Origin of the sequence: Peribacillus sp. YIM B13481, from assembly GCF_042787985.1 — a bacterium.
Taxonomy (GTDB): domain Bacteria; phylum Bacillota; class Bacilli; order Bacillales; family DSM-1321; genus Peribacillus; species Peribacillus simplex_A.
This window is the reverse complement of sequence record NZ_JBHZPE010000009.1, coordinates 82248-98174: the sequence shown is the minus strand read 5'-3', so window position 1 is coordinate 98174 and position 15927 is coordinate 82248. Positions and strand designations below refer to the sequence as shown.

Annotated in this window: 13 protein-coding genes; 11 read left to right on the top strand and 2 right to left on the bottom strand. The window is 39.3% G+C overall.

Going from position 1 to position 15927, the window contains the following annotated elements:
* The first annotated feature begins 5 nt into the window (after positions 1-5).
* From recQ to ACFX4X_RS08310, 3 genes are all read left to right on the top strand, one after another.
* Positions 6-2129 (top strand): DNA helicase RecQ, encoded by a 2124-nt coding sequence (gene recQ, locus ACFX4X_RS08320; protein ID WP_377382913.1) that lies wholly within the window; start codon positions 6-8, stop codon positions 2127-2129.
* A 132-nt stretch (positions 2130-2261) separates the two neighbouring features.
* Entirely contained in the window at positions 2262-2468 is a 207-nt protein-coding gene (locus ACFX4X_RS08315; RefSeq protein WP_061463486.1) for a cold-inducible protein YdjO-related protein, read from the top strand.
* Positions 2469-3345: 877 nt separating this feature from the next.
* On the top strand, positions 3346-3540 hold the full coding sequence (locus ACFX4X_RS08310) for a cold-shock protein (protein WP_034307294.1): 195 nt from the start codon (positions 3346-3348) through the stop codon (positions 3538-3540).
* An 87-nt stretch (positions 3541-3627) separates the two neighbouring features.
* Here ACFX4X_RS08310 and ACFX4X_RS08305 read toward each other — a convergent pair whose 3' ends face one another.
* Positions 3628-4542: a YitT family protein gene (locus tag ACFX4X_RS08305; RefSeq protein ID WP_250211669.1), complete on the bottom strand. Its 915-nt coding sequence runs from the start codon at positions 4540-4542 to the stop codon at positions 3628-3630.
* Between the two features lie 370 nt (positions 4543-4912).
* On the opposite strand from ACFX4X_RS08305, the gene ACFX4X_RS08300 reads away from it, so the two are divergent.
* The 8 genes from ACFX4X_RS08300 (at position 4913) to ACFX4X_RS08265 (ending at position 13825) form a co-directional block, all read left to right on the top strand.
* Positions 4913-7060: a PAS domain S-box protein gene (locus tag ACFX4X_RS08300; RefSeq protein WP_377382910.1), complete on the top strand. Its 2148-nt coding sequence runs from the start codon at positions 4913-4915 to the stop codon at positions 7058-7060.
* 92 nt (positions 7061-7152) lie between these two features.
* Positions 7153-8349 carry an MFS transporter gene (locus ACFX4X_RS08295; protein WP_377382908.1) on the top strand — a complete coding sequence of 399 codons (1197 nt, stop codon included), beginning with the start codon at positions 7153-7155 and terminating at the stop codon, positions 8347-8349.
* A 182-nt stretch (positions 8350-8531) separates the two neighbouring features.
* Positions 8532-9503 (top strand): bile acid:sodium symporter family protein, encoded by a 972-nt coding sequence (locus ACFX4X_RS08290; protein WP_377382906.1) that lies wholly within the window; start codon positions 8532-8534, stop codon positions 9501-9503.
* 207 nt (positions 9504-9710) lie between these two features.
* Entirely contained in the window at positions 9711-10502 is a 792-nt protein-coding gene (locus tag ACFX4X_RS08285) for a GDSL-type esterase/lipase family protein (protein ID WP_377382904.1), read from the top strand.
* Entirely contained in the window at positions 10499-11413 is a 915-nt protein-coding gene (locus ACFX4X_RS08280) for an ABC transporter ATP-binding protein (protein ID WP_061463482.1), read from the top strand. The genes ACFX4X_RS08285 and ACFX4X_RS08280 overlap by 4 nt, the downstream gene beginning before the upstream one ends.
* Positions 11406-12386: an ABC transporter permease gene (locus ACFX4X_RS08275; protein ID WP_377382902.1), complete on the top strand. Its 981-nt coding sequence runs from the start codon at positions 11406-11408 to the stop codon at positions 12384-12386. Before ACFX4X_RS08280 ends, ACFX4X_RS08275 begins: the two co-directional genes overlap by 8 nt.
* Before the next feature lie 89 nt (positions 12387-12475).
* Positions 12476-13312: an MBL fold metallo-hydrolase gene (locus tag ACFX4X_RS08270; RefSeq protein ID WP_377382900.1), complete on the top strand. Its 837-nt coding sequence runs from the start codon at positions 12476-12478 to the stop codon at positions 13310-13312.
* Between the two features lie 81 nt (positions 13313-13393).
* Positions 13394-13825, top strand: coding sequence for a CBS domain-containing protein (locus tag ACFX4X_RS08265; protein WP_377382898.1), 432 nt, complete (start codon positions 13394-13396; stop codon positions 13823-13825).
* Positions 13826-13867: 42 nt separating this feature from the next.
* Here the strand turns inward: ACFX4X_RS08265 and ACFX4X_RS08260 are convergent, their stop codons facing one another.
* Entirely contained in the window at positions 13868-15841 is a 1974-nt protein-coding gene (locus ACFX4X_RS08260) for a S9 family peptidase (protein ID WP_377382897.1), read from the bottom strand.
* Between the last annotated feature and the right edge of the window lie 86 nt (positions 15842-15927).

Here is a 15927-nt window from a genome sequence, read left to right as displayed (position 1 = left end):
GTAAATTGATGGAAAAAGCACGTGAATATTTACAGGAGTATTTTGGTTATGAGTCATTCCGAAAAGGTCAGGAACAGATTATCGAACAGGTGTTGGGAGGAATAAACACAGCGGGAATCATGCCTACTGGCGGAGGTAAATCAATATGTTACCAAATCCCGGCCCTCTTGTTACCTGGTGTAACACTCGTGATATCCCCACTTATTTCCTTGATGAAGGACCAAGTAGATGCCCTCGAACAAAACGGGATTGATGCCACATTTCTTAATAGCTCCATTTCGGGGTTAGAATCATCCAATAGAATGAACGATATTAAGCAAGGAAGATATAAGTTGGTTTATGTGGCACCGGAACGTTTGGAAAATGCTGCATTTCAACAGGATTTATTTAATGTGGACATTTCATTGGTGGCCATTGATGAAGCCCATTGCATATCTCAATGGGGCCATGACTTCAGACCAAGCTATTTAAAAATCAAGACCTTATTGAAAAACATGCCATCAGCTCCTACTGTACTGGCATTAACGGCAACAGCCACACCGCATGTGACCGATGATATTTGTCAGTCGCTCGGAATATCAGGGCAGCATACAATATCAACGGGATTTTCAAGAGATAACTTGTTCTTTTCCGTTGTGAAAGAAGAAAACCGCGGACGTTTTTTAATGCGCTATATAGAGAAAAACAAGAATGAGTCGGGTATCATATATGCAGCCACTAGGAAAGAAGTCGATTCGTTGTATGCCAAGCTTAATAAAGCCGGATTCAAGACAGGTCGATACCACGCTGGCATGAATGAACAAGACCGTTCGGAACAGCAAGACCAATTCATTCGTGATGACGTTCCTTTAATGGTAGCGACATCTGCATTTGGGATGGGAATCGATAAGTCTAATGTCAGATACGTCATCCATTATCAAACTCCAAAGAACATGGAGAGTTATTATCAGGAAGCAGGTCGTGCAGGAAGGGATGGTTTGGAGAGTGAATGCATCCTTTTGTATTCCCCCCAGGATATGCAGATTCAGCGTTTTCTGATTGATCAATCAAACCCTTCCCAGGAGTGGCAATCACAGGAATTGAAGAAGTTGAACAAAATGAAGGATTATTGTTTTACTGAAGGGTGTTTGCAAGCCTTCATTCTTCAATACTTTGGAGAGGAAAATCCTGAGGATTGCGGTCATTGTGAAAATTGTACAGATAAACGTGACTCTATTGAAGTAACTACACAATCACAGATGGTCCTTTCATGCATGTTGCGAATGGGTGAGCGATTCGGTAAAACGATGATCTCCCAAGTGCTTACGGGATCACGAAATAAGAAAATTGAAGAGTTCGGCTTTCAGAAGCTTTCTACCTATGGAATCATCAATAATCAATCTGCAAAGGATGTAGGCGATTTCATTGATTTCCTTACAGCAAAACAGTATATCGAAATGACCGGGGGCCAATTTCCAGTCCTTAAAGTGACCAATGCTGGCAGGGAAGTGCTGTTGGGACAGAAAAAAGTCTTGCGTAAAGAAATAAAAAAAGTAAGCAGCATCAGTGTAGATCATGGGTTGTTCAATGAGTTGAGACAGTTAAGAAAAGAATTGGCAGGTAAGGAAAATGTACCTCCATTCATTATTTTTTCCGATGCATCTTTGAAAGATATGGCCGTCAAACTGCCGAAAACAGAACAGGAATTCCTAGAAGTAAAAGGGGTGGGCACCCAGAAGTTCGAACGCTTCGGCGCCGTGTTCCTAGAAGGAATTTCCAATTATGTACAGGCACATCCTGAATTAGAAACGAATATAATGGTTACAAAGGAAGCAGTAAAGAGAAGCACTACGCCATCACATTTAGAAAGCTATCGCTTATATCAGGAAGGCAAATCAATCAAGGTAATCGGGACAATGAGAGGTCTGTCTTCCATTTCAATTGAAAATCATTTATTAAAGTGTGCAGAGGAACATTTGGATATCAAATGGGAAGGGATTTTCTCGGATAAAGAGTATGACCTTGTATTGGAAACTGCGAAACAATTGGATTCTGAAAAACTAAAACCGCTAAAAGAAGCCTTACCTGAGCACTTTTCCTACTTTATGATTAAAGCGATCTTGGTTAAAGCAGGATTGGAAAACGCATAGGTGATTAGGTTTTTGGAATATTTTTTCAATGAATAAATAAGAATTTGGTTTAATGCGTATACTAGGAATGATAAAAAGGTGGGATTTCGCGCCTTTAATCAGAGTCTTTATATAAAAAAGAGGAGGTTGCTCATGTATTTTGGTAAAAAGAATTCAGAGGAACCAGAAATCGTTATGGAAGATACGATAGTATATGCGTGCGGATCAGCAGATTGTAATGGTTGGATGAGAAAAGATTTTGCATCGGAAAACTATGATTGCCCAATGTGCGGTAGTCAATTAGTCGAGGAAGTCAGGGAACTCCCCAAAATTGAAAATGAGTATAATGCATTTAAATAAAAGAGGTGAATTATGCCTCTTTATTTTTTTTGCTTGAAAGAAGTATGCCGGAGTGAGTACAATCTGGTTTAATGCTTTACATATATAAATATATATGATAAAATATAATTTCAGTGTTGTTAAAAGAAAACGCTGGAGGGTAATTTAAAGTAACATTTTTATTAATAAAATAATTTTCCATCATTTTCATGATGGAGTAGAAACAAGTTAAACACATCTAGAAAAATGAAATACATCTTATTACCAAGTATTTTCCTCGATCCATTTCTGTTCTTCATTAACTTACTTCTATGTACCATTTATCTTTTGGAATTTAATTTTCCCAATTGGAATTACGGACGGTTTTAATTAATAAACATGTACTTACAAGCTTTTATCTGATTCTCGCAGGCACGGTCTAGGAACCGTATGGATGGGAGAGAGGCAGGGCTTTCATTGTTTTAGGTTTTGGCACTAAAATTACTCTCATGCTCGATTCGCTTTGAATTGTTTATCCGATCGAGCAGGAAGAACCATATGGAATGGATTCTTGAACAGCGCAGTCTCTATTATCTTGAAGGGTAAGTCAGGGGCTGTGTTTCATTTATTATCTGATTAAAAAAACTGAGATTTAAGGAATCATTTCTACTTTAGAATCTTTACTCAAATATAAAAAGCATATATATGATATAATGGTTACTGAGATATTAAAAATTCATGTCGTAATCTTAAGTTCTTTCCACTCGGAAAATTTGGGTGTAATGAACAATAATCAATGGTTAAGCGAATGGGTATTTACTCACTATTTAGATTAATCGCCATCTATTCTTCTTTTATCTTTATGGCTTGTGATCTGTTATGCATGACGAAGTCAATTCAATTCTAAGGAGTGAGATACATGTATAGAAGAAATAATACGGAAGAAATCATTCCTGAAGAAACAAAGGTGTGGGAATGTACATCAGAAGATTGCAAAGGTTGGATTCGTGATAACTTTACAAGTAATGATGAACACGTTTGTCCGTTATGTAGCAGCGAGATGAAACCCGGCACCAGAATGCTTCAAGCAATCAACAATCCAAGAAACTATTAAGACTGTATAAAAAAAGCTGAAGGGGATTATCCCTTCAGCTTTTTTTATCTTTTTGCCAATTGTTTGAAGCAAAAAGCAGGTGAATGATTAGTGAATATCTTTTTTCTTGAATCGGCCGCCCCGAACTTCCGCGATATCCCCAACGGCAAGAAATGCAGAAGGGTCAAAGCTTTTGACTATATCTTTAAGTTTAGCTTCCTCAAGCCTGTTTATTACACAAAAGATGACTTTTTTATCATCACCAGAATAAGCACCTTCGCCAGCTAAAAATGTTACGCCGCGTCCAAGGCGATTCATTATGGCGTCGCCGATATCACCAAATTCATCACTGATAATCCAAACAAATTTGGACTCATCCAAACCAGCGATGACGATATCCATCGTTTTATAAGCTACGAAGTAAGCTATGATCGAATACATGGCGCGATCCCATGAGAAAACGAAGCCTGCACTGCCAAGGATGAATAAATTAAAAAACATGACGATCTCCCCAACGGAAAAAGGGATCTTCTTGCTAGCGAGTATAGCAAGTATTTCTGTACCATCCAATGAGCCGCCATATCGAATGACCATTCCAACACCAATGCCAAGAATCATTCCGCCAAAAGCGGATGCTAGGAGGATATCTTGAGTGAAAGCTGGTACGTGATGAAGCAATGCAGTGGTAATAGAAAGGACTAAAATCCCATACAGAGTAGATAATGCGAAGGTTTTTCCAATTTGTTTATAACCGATAAAAAAGAAAGGAAGATTCAAAACGAAAAGAAAAATACCAAGTTTCCATCCCGTAATGTAAGACAACATAATCGATATTCCCGTTATGCCTCCGTCGATTACGTTATTCGGCACTAAAAAAATCTCGAGGCCGACAGCCATTAAAACGGCACCGATCGTAATTAAAAGTCCTCTCTGTAATATTTGTCTCAGTGTTAATTTTTTATGCTGGGTCTTCTTGTGCATAATTTCTGTTGTACTTGCACCTGCCAGGTCTGACATAATCATGCCCCCCACTCCTTCTCTCTATATACGTTCTATTTAATTATAAACCTATAGGTATAATTAAATAAAGAAATTAACATTCTTAATTAATATATTTCTGAATAATTCTTTTTGTTATTGAGTATGTCATGCGATGATGAAGCAGGTTGTGAATGCTTGTCATTATCATGTATTTTTATTTTACTCTATACAAAAGAATAGTATTTCTCATTTTATTGAATTTATGAAAAAAACTCCATTTTCATGCGATGTGTGGGACACCTAAGATTTAGTGTGTAAATATATAGGAATAAGGAAATAAAAAACCTTGGAGGTACTATGAATTTCCATTACAATATAGGAGAATAGAACGGTAGAGGTGATCAAGAAAAAAATGGAACAATCAATTGTGGCATCAAATCCTGTCCTCTTTATGATTGCGGTACTTTTGTTAATTATGGCGTGTTATACGGCGTTGGATTTACTGACATCGTTACTGACTACCGAGAAATATAAACGCCTATTGTATATAGGGAGCAGCTGCTCTATGGGAGTGGCTATTTGGATGCTTAACTTTGTTGTCATATTAACCCTTGATAATTCTGGGGTGGCAGCATTCAACTTTTTTACAATAATTTTTTCATTAGTTTTAGCGATTGCTCTCGCAGGGGTTGGGTTATTGGCGATATCATATAAAACACAAATACTGCAAATCGTTTTTTGTGGTTTCATGTTTACTGTGGCAATATTATCCAATTATATTGTGGGAACGTCTTCTTTAAACCACTCTTTGCAATTTAGCATATTGTTGGTCGCCAGTACGCTTTTCAGTGTCTTTAGTTTATTTGTAGCGGCCCTGGCAATATTATTTTATTTTAATAAATTAAGTCAATCCTCACTAAAGCCAGTCAGTACTCTCATGATGAGCGGGGCAATCATTGAAGGGTACTATCTTTTTTTGAGAGTGTTACCGATGGATGGTAAAAATGTAAAGGGTGAATTTGTTCCGCTCACTCCTTTTATGCTTTATCTAACTTGCTTTGTCTCATTGTTCATCCTTGCCAGCTTGATTGCTTCAAGTACGATCGTAGGCCGGAGGTTGGCAAGAAGTGATAATACTGTGAGCGATATCCGTTATGCTTTAGATCAATCGGCGATCGTCGCCATCACGGATGCAAAAGGAATCATTACATATGTTAACGAAAAATTCCTGGAAATATCTCAATATGAAGAACATGAACTAATAGGGAAAAACCATTCCATCATCAATTCGGGTTATCATGCAAAAGAATTTTTCACTGACTTATGGCTAACGATCAGCCAGGGCAAAACATGGAATGGTGAAATATGCAATCGGTCTAAAGATGGTGATGTTTATTGGGTGGAAACTACAATCGTTCCTTTTATGAAAAGGGGCAAACCCTATCAATACATTTCCATCCGTTCGGATATTACCAGTCGTAAAAAAGCAGAAAATGCTTTAAAGGGTTCAATCAAGGAACTAGAGGATATGCATTATGCCATCAACCAATCCTCGATAGTGGCGATTACCGATGATAAAGGGGTCATTATTGAAGTAAATGAAAAGTTCTCGGAGGTTTCCGGCTACAAGAGAACTGAATTGATCGGCCATACTCATAATTTGGTTAATTCCGGATTCCACCCAAAGGAATTCTTTGATGAAATGTGGAAGACCATCCATCAACGCAAGGTTTGGAAAGGTGAAATTAGAAACAGGGCGAAAGATGGCAGTTTTTATTGGGTCGATACAACAATTGTTCCATTTTTCAGCGAAGAAGGTAAGCCATTTCAATTTTTGGCACTTAGACATGATATAACTGAGCGTAAACAATCGGAAGAAATGCTCCATCGGCAGGATAAATTGGCTGCCGTCGGTCAGCTTGCTGCTGGTGTTGCACATGAAATACGGAATCCGCTGACCTCCATGAAAGGGTATACAGAATTTTTGCAATTAGATGAAACGGATGAAAATAAACAAGAATATCTAGAAATTATTATGGATGAAATCAATCGTGTGAATGAGATAGTTGAAGAATTCTTACAATTGGCCAAACCACAGTCGTTGATATTGGAAACGAAGAATATTATACCAATCATTCAAAACGTGTTATCCTTGACGGAGTTTGATGCAAGAAAGAAGAAAGTCACACTGGTTTGGGATTGTTTTCACGAAAAAATCCTCGTACAATGTGATGAGAATCGTTTAAAACAAGTCATATTGAACTTCATTAAAAATGGCATGGAAGCCATGCCTGACGGTGGGGTCATAAAAGTCATTACTGAGCTTAAAGAGGATAAAGTGCATATCTCCATAACCGACACAGGAATAGGGATGCCGCCAGATCAGCTTAAGAGATTGGGAGAGCCATTTTTCACAACGAAAAAATCCGGTAATGGGTTAGGTCTCATGATCAGCTTTAAAATAATAGAAAGCCACTTGGGAAATGTCTTTGTCGAAAGCGAGGTTAATAGGGGTACAGCCTTTAATATCGTGCTCCCTACGAAAAAAGCCTTTTCTTAGAAGGCAATGAAAAAGTTGCATGGATATAATGAAATGCGGAATTTGTGGAGTTATATGGTGGTTTAGTAGATACAGCATGGGGGAAACTGGATTTGGAAAAACAAAAGCATGCTAATATTTTTAGCTTGAAGGTATTTTACCTATTTTCATTTTTTGCAGTGGGAAGTTTAACACCGCTATTAAGCGTTTATTTAGCCAATGAGGTAGGTTTGTCTGGTATTGAAATAGGTATGATCATGTCTGTTGGACCGATAGTGATGATCGTTTTTCAACCCTTTTGGGGAATTGTCTGTGATTGGAGCGGAAAACCAGCAAAAATACTTGCAATTACATCGTTGCTTGCTGGTGTATTAGGGTTAGGTTACTTGCTGTTTGAGCACTATTTACTTATAGTATCCGTCGCAATTGCCCTGGCTATCTTTCAAAGCGCCATTATACCAGTTTCAGACAGCATCACTCTTCAATATACAACAAGAATTAAATCGAATTATGGGAAAATCCGTTTATTCGGTTCACTCGGTTATGGTGTGGCCGTGTTTGTAATGGGAAAGTTATCGGAATCCTTCATTGGTCCTTCCGTTATATTTTATGCCTTTTTCTTCGGTCTATTGATCGCAGCTAGTCTTGCTCTTCGTTTGCCTGAAGAGGCTCCTAGAGAAAAGGGAAAACTTTTCGGTGGAATGAAAGAATTGATCACCATGAAACGTTTCCTTATCTTTCTTGCTATAACGTTCTTGATTTTTGGTCCAAACCTTGCAAATAATGTATACTATGGTTTGTTTGTAGAGGCAAGAGGCGGGACATATACAGGAATTGGCATTGCGTTCTTTTTAGCTGTATTGTCGGAAATTCCATTTATGAGAATGGCAGGTACCTGGATTCATAAAATGGGCCTGCTGCCAATAACCTTATTGGCTGGAACGGCTTCATTGGTTCGCTGGGTTTTGTATTTTACGGAACCAAGTTTGGCTACCGTATATGTAACTTCGATCATTCAAGGGTTTTCACTTGGTCTATTCATTCCTGCGGCATTACAATATATTCGGGAAGTCGTCCCGGCCCGTATAACAGTTACAGCAATAACGCTCTATTCCGCCATTGGAAATGGATTGGGAAACTGGTTCAGTACCTTCAGCGGCGGGATAATCTTGGATAAATCAGGGATATACACAGTGTATTTATTTTACGGTTTACTTACACTGATTGGGATGCTGCTCACGGTATGGCTCATGAGGTTAGATAAAAACCTAAAAGTAATGAAGAAAACCACTGGTATATTAGAAAAATAATAGTATTAAATTTTTCCCTTATTGAAAGCGAGAGGCCTTTTCATCTTAAATGGTGAAGAGGTCTTTTTGGCTCGTCCATGAGAGGGAGGCCTCCAATTCGCTAATTGTCAGAATTAAATGTCATTTTCCGAATATGAAGTATAATCTAATTATAAATTAGAAAAGTTGGTCTACTAGGGATTATGGATAAGTTAGCGAAAATAAGTAAGGCAGCTGGAAACTCTTTTGCCATTTGGGTTCTCCTATTTGCTGTGTTAGCAATGATTTTTCCGGATGCATTTAAATGGATTGCTCCATACATATCCATTTTACTTGGAATAATAATGTTTGGGATGGGACTCACTCTCTCGTTTAGCGATTTTAAAGCTGTATTGAAGCAGCCGATATCCGTTTTTATCGGTGTGGCTGCACAATTCATCATCATGCCTGGTGTGGCATATCTCCTGGCAACTAGCTTGGAACTTTCACCTGAAGTGGCTGTCGGAGTGATCCTTGTTGGATGTTGTCCGGGAGGTACAGCGTCAAATGTAATGACATTTTTAGCTAAAGGAAATACGGCATTATCAGTGGCGGTCACTTCTGTATCCACTTTGCTTGCACCGTTTTTAACGCCGGCACTAACCTATTTACTTGCTAGTAAATGGCTGCCGGTTTCAGGAAAAGATATGCTATTTTCTATCTTCCAGATAGTTTTGGTCCCTATTTTATTAGGGCTCCTTGTAAAATTCATTTTTAAAGAGAAAGTAAGTCAGGGAACTAAAGCACTTCCATTGATATCCGTTGTGACAATCGTGGCAGTCGTCGCTGCAGTTGTCAGTTCAAATAAAGAAAAGATACTTGAATCAGGGCTGGCTATATTCGGGGTGGTTGTCCTGCATAATTCAATTGGATTATTACTTGGTTTTCTTGCAGCTAAAGTGTTAAAACTTCCATACGAAGATCAAAAAGCGATTTCAATTGAAGTGGGCATGCAAAACTCAGGTTTAGGTGCTGCATTAGCCACAGCTCACTTTTCGCCACTGGCGGCCGTCCCGAGCGCAATCTTCAGTGTTTGGCATAATATATCCGGTCCTTTGCTTGCGACCTACTGGTCAAAAAGAGCACACAAAATCAAAGGGAGTTCCATTGCGGGGCAGGAATCGTTGAAACAGTAATACAAAAAAAGGCAGAATGGGACAAATAAATCCCGTTCTGCCTTTTTTAATGATAGAAGTGGTAGGGTGCCGTTTAAAGAAAGATAGGATGTTAACAATCAGGAGATGGGCTACCTGGATTTTTGGTATCAAGAGCAATCAGTTTTTTATTTTTGGAAATAATATGATTTAATGGAAGGTAGAGAATGAATGGAAGGATGAGTGTTTTTGAGCAAATCAAAAGTATTGGCCGCTACCATTGTATCAGCTCTTATCGGACTGTTTTTTTTATTTTGCCTAGGATGGGCAATTATTGACCATTATGGAAAAAGGATTTCTGATATGGAAACAATAGAGGAATCCCCCATTAAAAATGATCTGCCTGATGATTTTACGGTTGTGGCGTTAGGTGATTCATTGACGCGTGGTACAGGTGATGAAACAGGCAAAGGCTACGTTGGACTTGTTGTGGAAGAGTTGGAGAGTGAATATAATAAAAAACCGCTCATCCATAACCTTGGAATTAATGGACAGGTATCTAAAGAATTGGCGCAGCAAGTGAAACAACCGGAAGTGAAGCGCCAAATCCAAGCGGCTGATGTTATTTTAGTTACGATTGGCGGTAACGATTTATTTCAAAAAGGCCAGACCCTGCTTGATTATGATAATGAAGCCACATCTGAATTGAGAAGGAATTATTTGGAGAATTTACATGGAATTTTTAAAGATATCAATAATGTCAATGATACAGCTACCATATTATTGCTTGGCCTGTATAATCCATTTATAGAGTTGGATGAGGACTTTGATACTAACCGCATCGTACGGGACTGGAATAATGAAACGGCAGAAGTCGTGGCTCTTTATAAGAATGCAATTTTCGTCCCAACATTTGATATATTTCAATTGTCGGTAAATGAGTATTTGTATTCAGATAAATTTCACCCTAATCAGAAGGGTTATCGTTTGATTGCTGATAGGGTTGCTCCTTTAATAAAATGGGAGGATGAGGATCGATGAAACAGGTGACATTGTCTGTCAAGGGCTTGAAAAAAAGGATTGGCAAAAGGGAAATTATTAAAGGAATAGACTTTGAGCTGAATGAAGGTGAGGTTTTTGGCTTTTTAGGACCGAATGGAGCCGGTAAAACGACAACGATCCGCATGTTGGTCGGTTTGATTAAGCCATCCTCCGGTTCCATCCATATATGCGGGTATGATGTTCGTCAGGAATTTACGAAGGCAATGAAGCAAATGGGCTGCATTGTTGAAAATCCAGAGTTATATCCATTTTTGAGCGGGTGGAATAATTTGCTCCACTTTGCAAGAATGTTACCTGAAGTTGATGAAAAAAGAATGATCGAGGTTGTAGAACTCGTCGGTCTGCAAGCGAGAATTCATGATAAAGTGAAGACCTATTCCTTAGGTATGAGGCAGCGTCTAGGAATCGCGCAGGCAATGCTTAATAGTCCTAAGCTGTTGATTTTGGATGAACCCACTAACGGTCTAGATCCTGCTGGAATCCGTGAAATGCGGCAATTCATTAGAAAGTTGGCTGAAGAAGAAGGCATGAGTGTTCTAGTTTCTTCACACTTATTAGGTGAAATACAACAACTTTGTGACCGCGTCGCAATTATTAAAAGTGGGGAAATTATCAAAACGGATACAGTGGAACGCCTATTATCCACGCAAGAACGGATGATTTGGAGGGTAGAACCTTTACAAAAGGGAGTGGAAATCCTTAGCGGTTTTACCGATATTACCTTAGATCAAAAATATATCATCACAGCTTATGATGAATTCGAAACCCCCGAATGGAATGCTGCACTTAACCAAGCAGGGGTGAAGGTACATGAAATGAACCGAAAGCTTCCGGGACTGGAAGAGTTATTTTTACAAGTGACCGGTGTCGGAGGTGGAAGTATTGAATAACTTGATCCAAAATGAAATGATGAAGTTGTTGGCAAAGAAACGGTTAATCATAATAGGTATCATCGTCGGAATTTTAGTGTTGATGTTCACGTATGCACAATACAAACAAGTGGAAGAGCAGCGGGAGAAGCTGGGAACTGATGATTGGCGTGCAGCTCTTCAGCAGCAGATCATTGATACTCAAAATCGGTTGGGCTCAAATAGGATGTTGGATGAGTGGCGTGAACAGCTGGAAGTAAGTCTGAAACAGCAGCAATATTACCTGGATCATGACATTAACCCCACAGAGCCAGGAGCCGCTACTTTTACTCGCATGTTTTTGGAAAATGCAATTGATTTGTTCATTCCGCTGTTGATCATGATAGTGGCAAGTGATTTGGTTTCTTCCGAAAATAGTCAAGGCACGATCAAGCTTCTGCTGACACGGCCAGTTGAGCGCTGGAAAATTTTATTGAGCAAATATGTAACATTAATTTTGTCAGTTTCGATTATCGTGGCGATGACAGCCTTTTTGGCGTATTTTTTATCAGGGATCGTTTTTGGGTATCAAGGTTGGGGGGCACCTGTAATAACCGGATTCGAATTAAAGGGTGCTGATGTGGATGTCAGTCAAGTAAGGCTAGTGGAACAATGGAAATTCCTTTTGATGGATTTGGGGCTTGTCTGGCTGGTTGCGGTAGTGGTAGGTACCCTTTCTTTCATGCTTTCGGTTTTGGTGCGAAGCACCCCTGCAGGCATGGGCATTATGCTGGCTGCATTGATTTCCGGAGTTATATTGAACAATATGGTTTCGTCATGGGAGTCAGCGAAATATTTCTTTATGGTGAATTTGAAATTGACCGCCTATATTAGCGGCACGGCTCCTCCGATAGAAGGGATGACCTTATTATCCTCCGTCATTACATTGCTCGTTTGGTGGGTGCTTGCTTTACTTATTTCTTTTACAGTTTTTACACGCAGGGATGTTTACTGAAAGACAGCCTATATAAATTATAGGTTGTTTTTTATTTTCTTTTACAGGGTATCCTTAAAAAAACAGTAAGTTTTATTAGGAGGTCTATAATGGATGATAATCATTTGAATGAAAAATTTCTGCCAATGACTTCAGTTTCCAGTGGCGATGTTCAGATTGTAAAAGAGGATATATACTGTCTGCCTGTACAAATTGTTAATGTAATTTTTATAGGGTCCCCAAAAGATGAAAAATGGGTATTGATAGATGCAGGAATGCCACGTTCAGCAGAGATGATAAAGAGAGCTGCCGAAGAAATATACGGACCACATCATCCACCTGCGGCCATTATTTTGACACATGGACATTTCGATCATGTTGGTGCATTGATTGAGTTAATGGAATATTGGGAAGCTCCTGTTTATGCCCACATTAAAGAAATGCCTTATTTAACGGGACAGGAAAATTATCCTGAGCCAGATTATACTGTCGAAGGGGGGATGGTTGCTAAGATTTCTTGGATGTTTCCGAATGAGGGAATCAACCTGGATGAAAAAGTTCAACCCCTGCCTGATGATCACAGTGTTCCCGAGCTTGGCGATTGGAAATGGGTCCACACCCCGGGCCATTCAAAAGGACATATTTCACTATTTCGGGAAAGTGACCGAAGTCTGATAGCTGGAGATGCTTTTGTGAATGTCAGGCAAGATTCACTATACAAGGTTATCACTCAGGAGAAAGAAATAGCAGGGCCGCCACGGTATTTGACAACCGATTGGGAGTCTGCCAAGGAATCTGTAAGGTTATTGGATAGTCTGAATCCTGCTGTAGCCGTAACGGGGCATGGGTTTCCTATTGAAGGGGAAGAATTGGAAAGGGGATTATCAAAGTTGGCAAAGGAATTCGATTCTTTAGCTAAACCGGATCATGGGAAATATGTGGAATGAAATGTGTTAGGGTTTGATGAATAATTTCTGTTGAGCAGTCAACAATAAACAAGCAACTAATGAAAAATGGAGGTAATATCTGTGACTACATTAAGAGATATTATGACAAAAGACGTGGATTGTTGCACTGTGGAAGATAATATATATGAAGCAGCAGTCAAAATGAAGGATGATGATGTTGGAGTCATTCCTGTATTGGAGAATAACAAATTAATTGGTGTCATTACAGACAGGGATATCGTTATCCGCTGTGTTGCCGAGAAAAAGCCGAATTCAACTAGAATTACTGATGTTATTTCCACGGATCTTGTAACAGGCACCCCTGATATGTCAGTGGATGAAGCTGAGGAGTTAATGGGGAATGAACAAATCAGAAGGCTTCCTATAATTGAAAATGACCAGCTGGTCGGAGTCGTAGCATTGGGTGATCTTGCTGTGCATCATCAGACAAATTCAATTGCGGGAAATGCTTTAAGTTCAATTTCCGAGGACAGAGATCAAATCCAACATTAAAAACAAAAACTCTGTTAGCGAAAGGCTAACAGAGTTTTGTTTTTAAAAATATTTATTGAACCATCCTTTTATTTCTTCTACATGTTGCAGACGCATTTTTGGAGATCCGCTTCGGGATACTTCATGAGTCTCATCTGGGAAGGAAACAAGTACCGCTTCTTTTTTTTGCCGTTTTAATCCGACAAAAAATTGCTCGCTCTGTTCAATGGGACATCGGAAATCCTTTTCACCGTGAAGTAAAAGTAAAGGGGTATTCACATTGGAAACATATTTTAAAGGTGAGTGCTGCCACAATTTTTCAGCAGAGTTAACAATATCGCCGCCTACTTCCCATTCAGTAAAATAATAGCCAATGTCGCTGACGCCATAAAAGCTAATCCAGTTACTAATGCAACGCTGAGTAACAGCGGCCTTGAAACGGTTGGTATGACCGATGATCCAATTTGTCATGAACCCGCCATAGCTGCCGCCGGATACTCCCAAATTTTCATGCTCTATAAAATCATACGTCGCTAAAACATGGTCAACGCCCGCCATTAAGTCCTGATAATCCATGCCTCCATAATCCCCTCGGCAGGCATTTACGAAGTCCTGACCATAACCCACACTCCCACGTGGGTTAGTGAACAAAATAGTATACCCTTCATTAGCCAAGATCTGAAATTCGTGAACATAGGTATTGGCATACATCATATGCGGACCGCCATGGATTTCTAAAATGAGTGGATATTTTTGATTTCCATTAAAATTGGTCGGTCTCATGATCCATCCGTGTATGGTAAGTCCATCAACAGATGGAAAAGTAATGGGTTCGGCCATGGACAAATGTTTATCCTTTAAAAAATCTTCATTAATAAAACTAATTTGTTCTTTATCCCCATTTGTAAGGTTATAAACAAAGAGATCACCGGGATGAACGGGGGTACTAATGGCCACGACCGCACGATGGCTTTCGGGATCTATAGTCAGGCCGTATATATGCTGCGGATCAAGTATAGATGGATACATGGCTCCTTCAATCGAACCATAATATACGCCAGTATTTCCATAATCGCTTATTAAAAAGTAAAAGCCTTGGCTATCGTTTGTCCATAAAATACCAGGGTCGACTGCTCCGACTTGGAAATCACCGATTGCAGAATCCCCAATTTGGACGTCCCATCCATCGGTTAAGCACTGAATGGATTGATCGAATATGGAGTATAACCAGATATTTGAAAAGGTGGCACCGGCAAATTCTTTATAATGGCCAATAAATGAAAGGTATTCACCATTTGGAGACCATTTCGGATCTTTAAAGAAACCTGTACTATCCGTTAATTTCCGTGAAGAATTCGTTTCTAGTTCCATGATGAAAATATCAGAAAAAAGTTCATCATCACTCTTTTCTGCATCCCCCCTTATGAATGCAATGTGCTGACCGTCAGGGGACCATGCATTCGGGTGATGATCAATATTATTTTCCGTTAGCAATATGGCTTCGTCATTTAAAATGTCCACGATGACAAGCTGCTGAAATAACTGATCAAAATAGCCTCTCCCATCCCATTTATACTTAATCCGGTCATATCTATGAACATCTTTGGATAAATCATTTTCCTTAACCGTATTAAGGCATTCTCCCTCTTTTAATCCTGTAGAAAGCAACAATTTGGTGGAACAAGGAGACCATATAGGTTTTGTTACACCGTTAACGAAATGGGTCAATTGGCGTGCTTCCCCTCCGATGCTCCCAATAATGTGCACTTGTTTTTTTCCAGATCTGTCCGAAATAAAGGCGATATGCTTTCCGTCGGGGGACCATGCAGGTGATGTATCTCGATTATCCCCAAACGTCCATTGCTTTGTTTCATTCGTAATCAGGCTGAACATAAACAGATTGGAAATGTATTTTTCTGTTTTTTCATCAATTCTGGTTTGGACATACACCGCCATGCTGCCATCCGGCGATAGCTTTGGATCGGTCACTGATTTCAAGTGAAATAAGTCTCTTGATGTTATACCTATTTTGTTCATCCTTTTCACCCTTTCATTCTCATTGTTATGTATTTCGCTAAAGAGAAATATAAATCCTTTAGTAAATGGTAAACGCGTAGGGTTTA

Coding starts and splice junctions, on each gene's coding strand:
- ACFX4X_RS08315 (WP_061463486.1), top strand. CDS start 2,262: ATGTATTTTGGTAAAAAGAATTCAGAGGAACCAGAAATCGTTATGGAA.
- ACFX4X_RS08310 (WP_034307294.1), top strand. CDS start 3,346: ATGTATAGAAGAAATAATACGGAAGAAATCATTCCTGAAGAAACAAAG.
- ACFX4X_RS08305 (WP_250211669.1), bottom strand. CDS start 4,542: ATGATTATGTCAGACCTGGCAGGTGCAAGTACAACAGAAATTATGCAC.
- ACFX4X_RS08300 (WP_377382910.1), top strand. CDS start 4,913: ATGGAACAATCAATTGTGGCATCAAATCCTGTCCTCTTTATGATTGCG.
- ACFX4X_RS08290 (WP_377382906.1), top strand. CDS start 8,532: ATGGATAAGTTAGCGAAAATAAGTAAGGCAGCTGGAAACTCTTTTGCC.
- ACFX4X_RS08280 (WP_061463482.1), top strand. CDS start 10,499: ATGAAACAGGTGACATTGTCTGTCAAGGGCTTGAAAAAAAGGATTGGC.
- ACFX4X_RS08270 (WP_377382900.1), top strand. CDS start 12,476: ATGGATGATAATCATTTGAATGAAAAATTTCTGCCAATGACTTCAGTT.
- ACFX4X_RS08260 (WP_377382897.1), bottom strand. CDS start 15,841: ATGAACAAAATAGGTATAACATCAAGAGACTTATTTCACTTGAAATCA.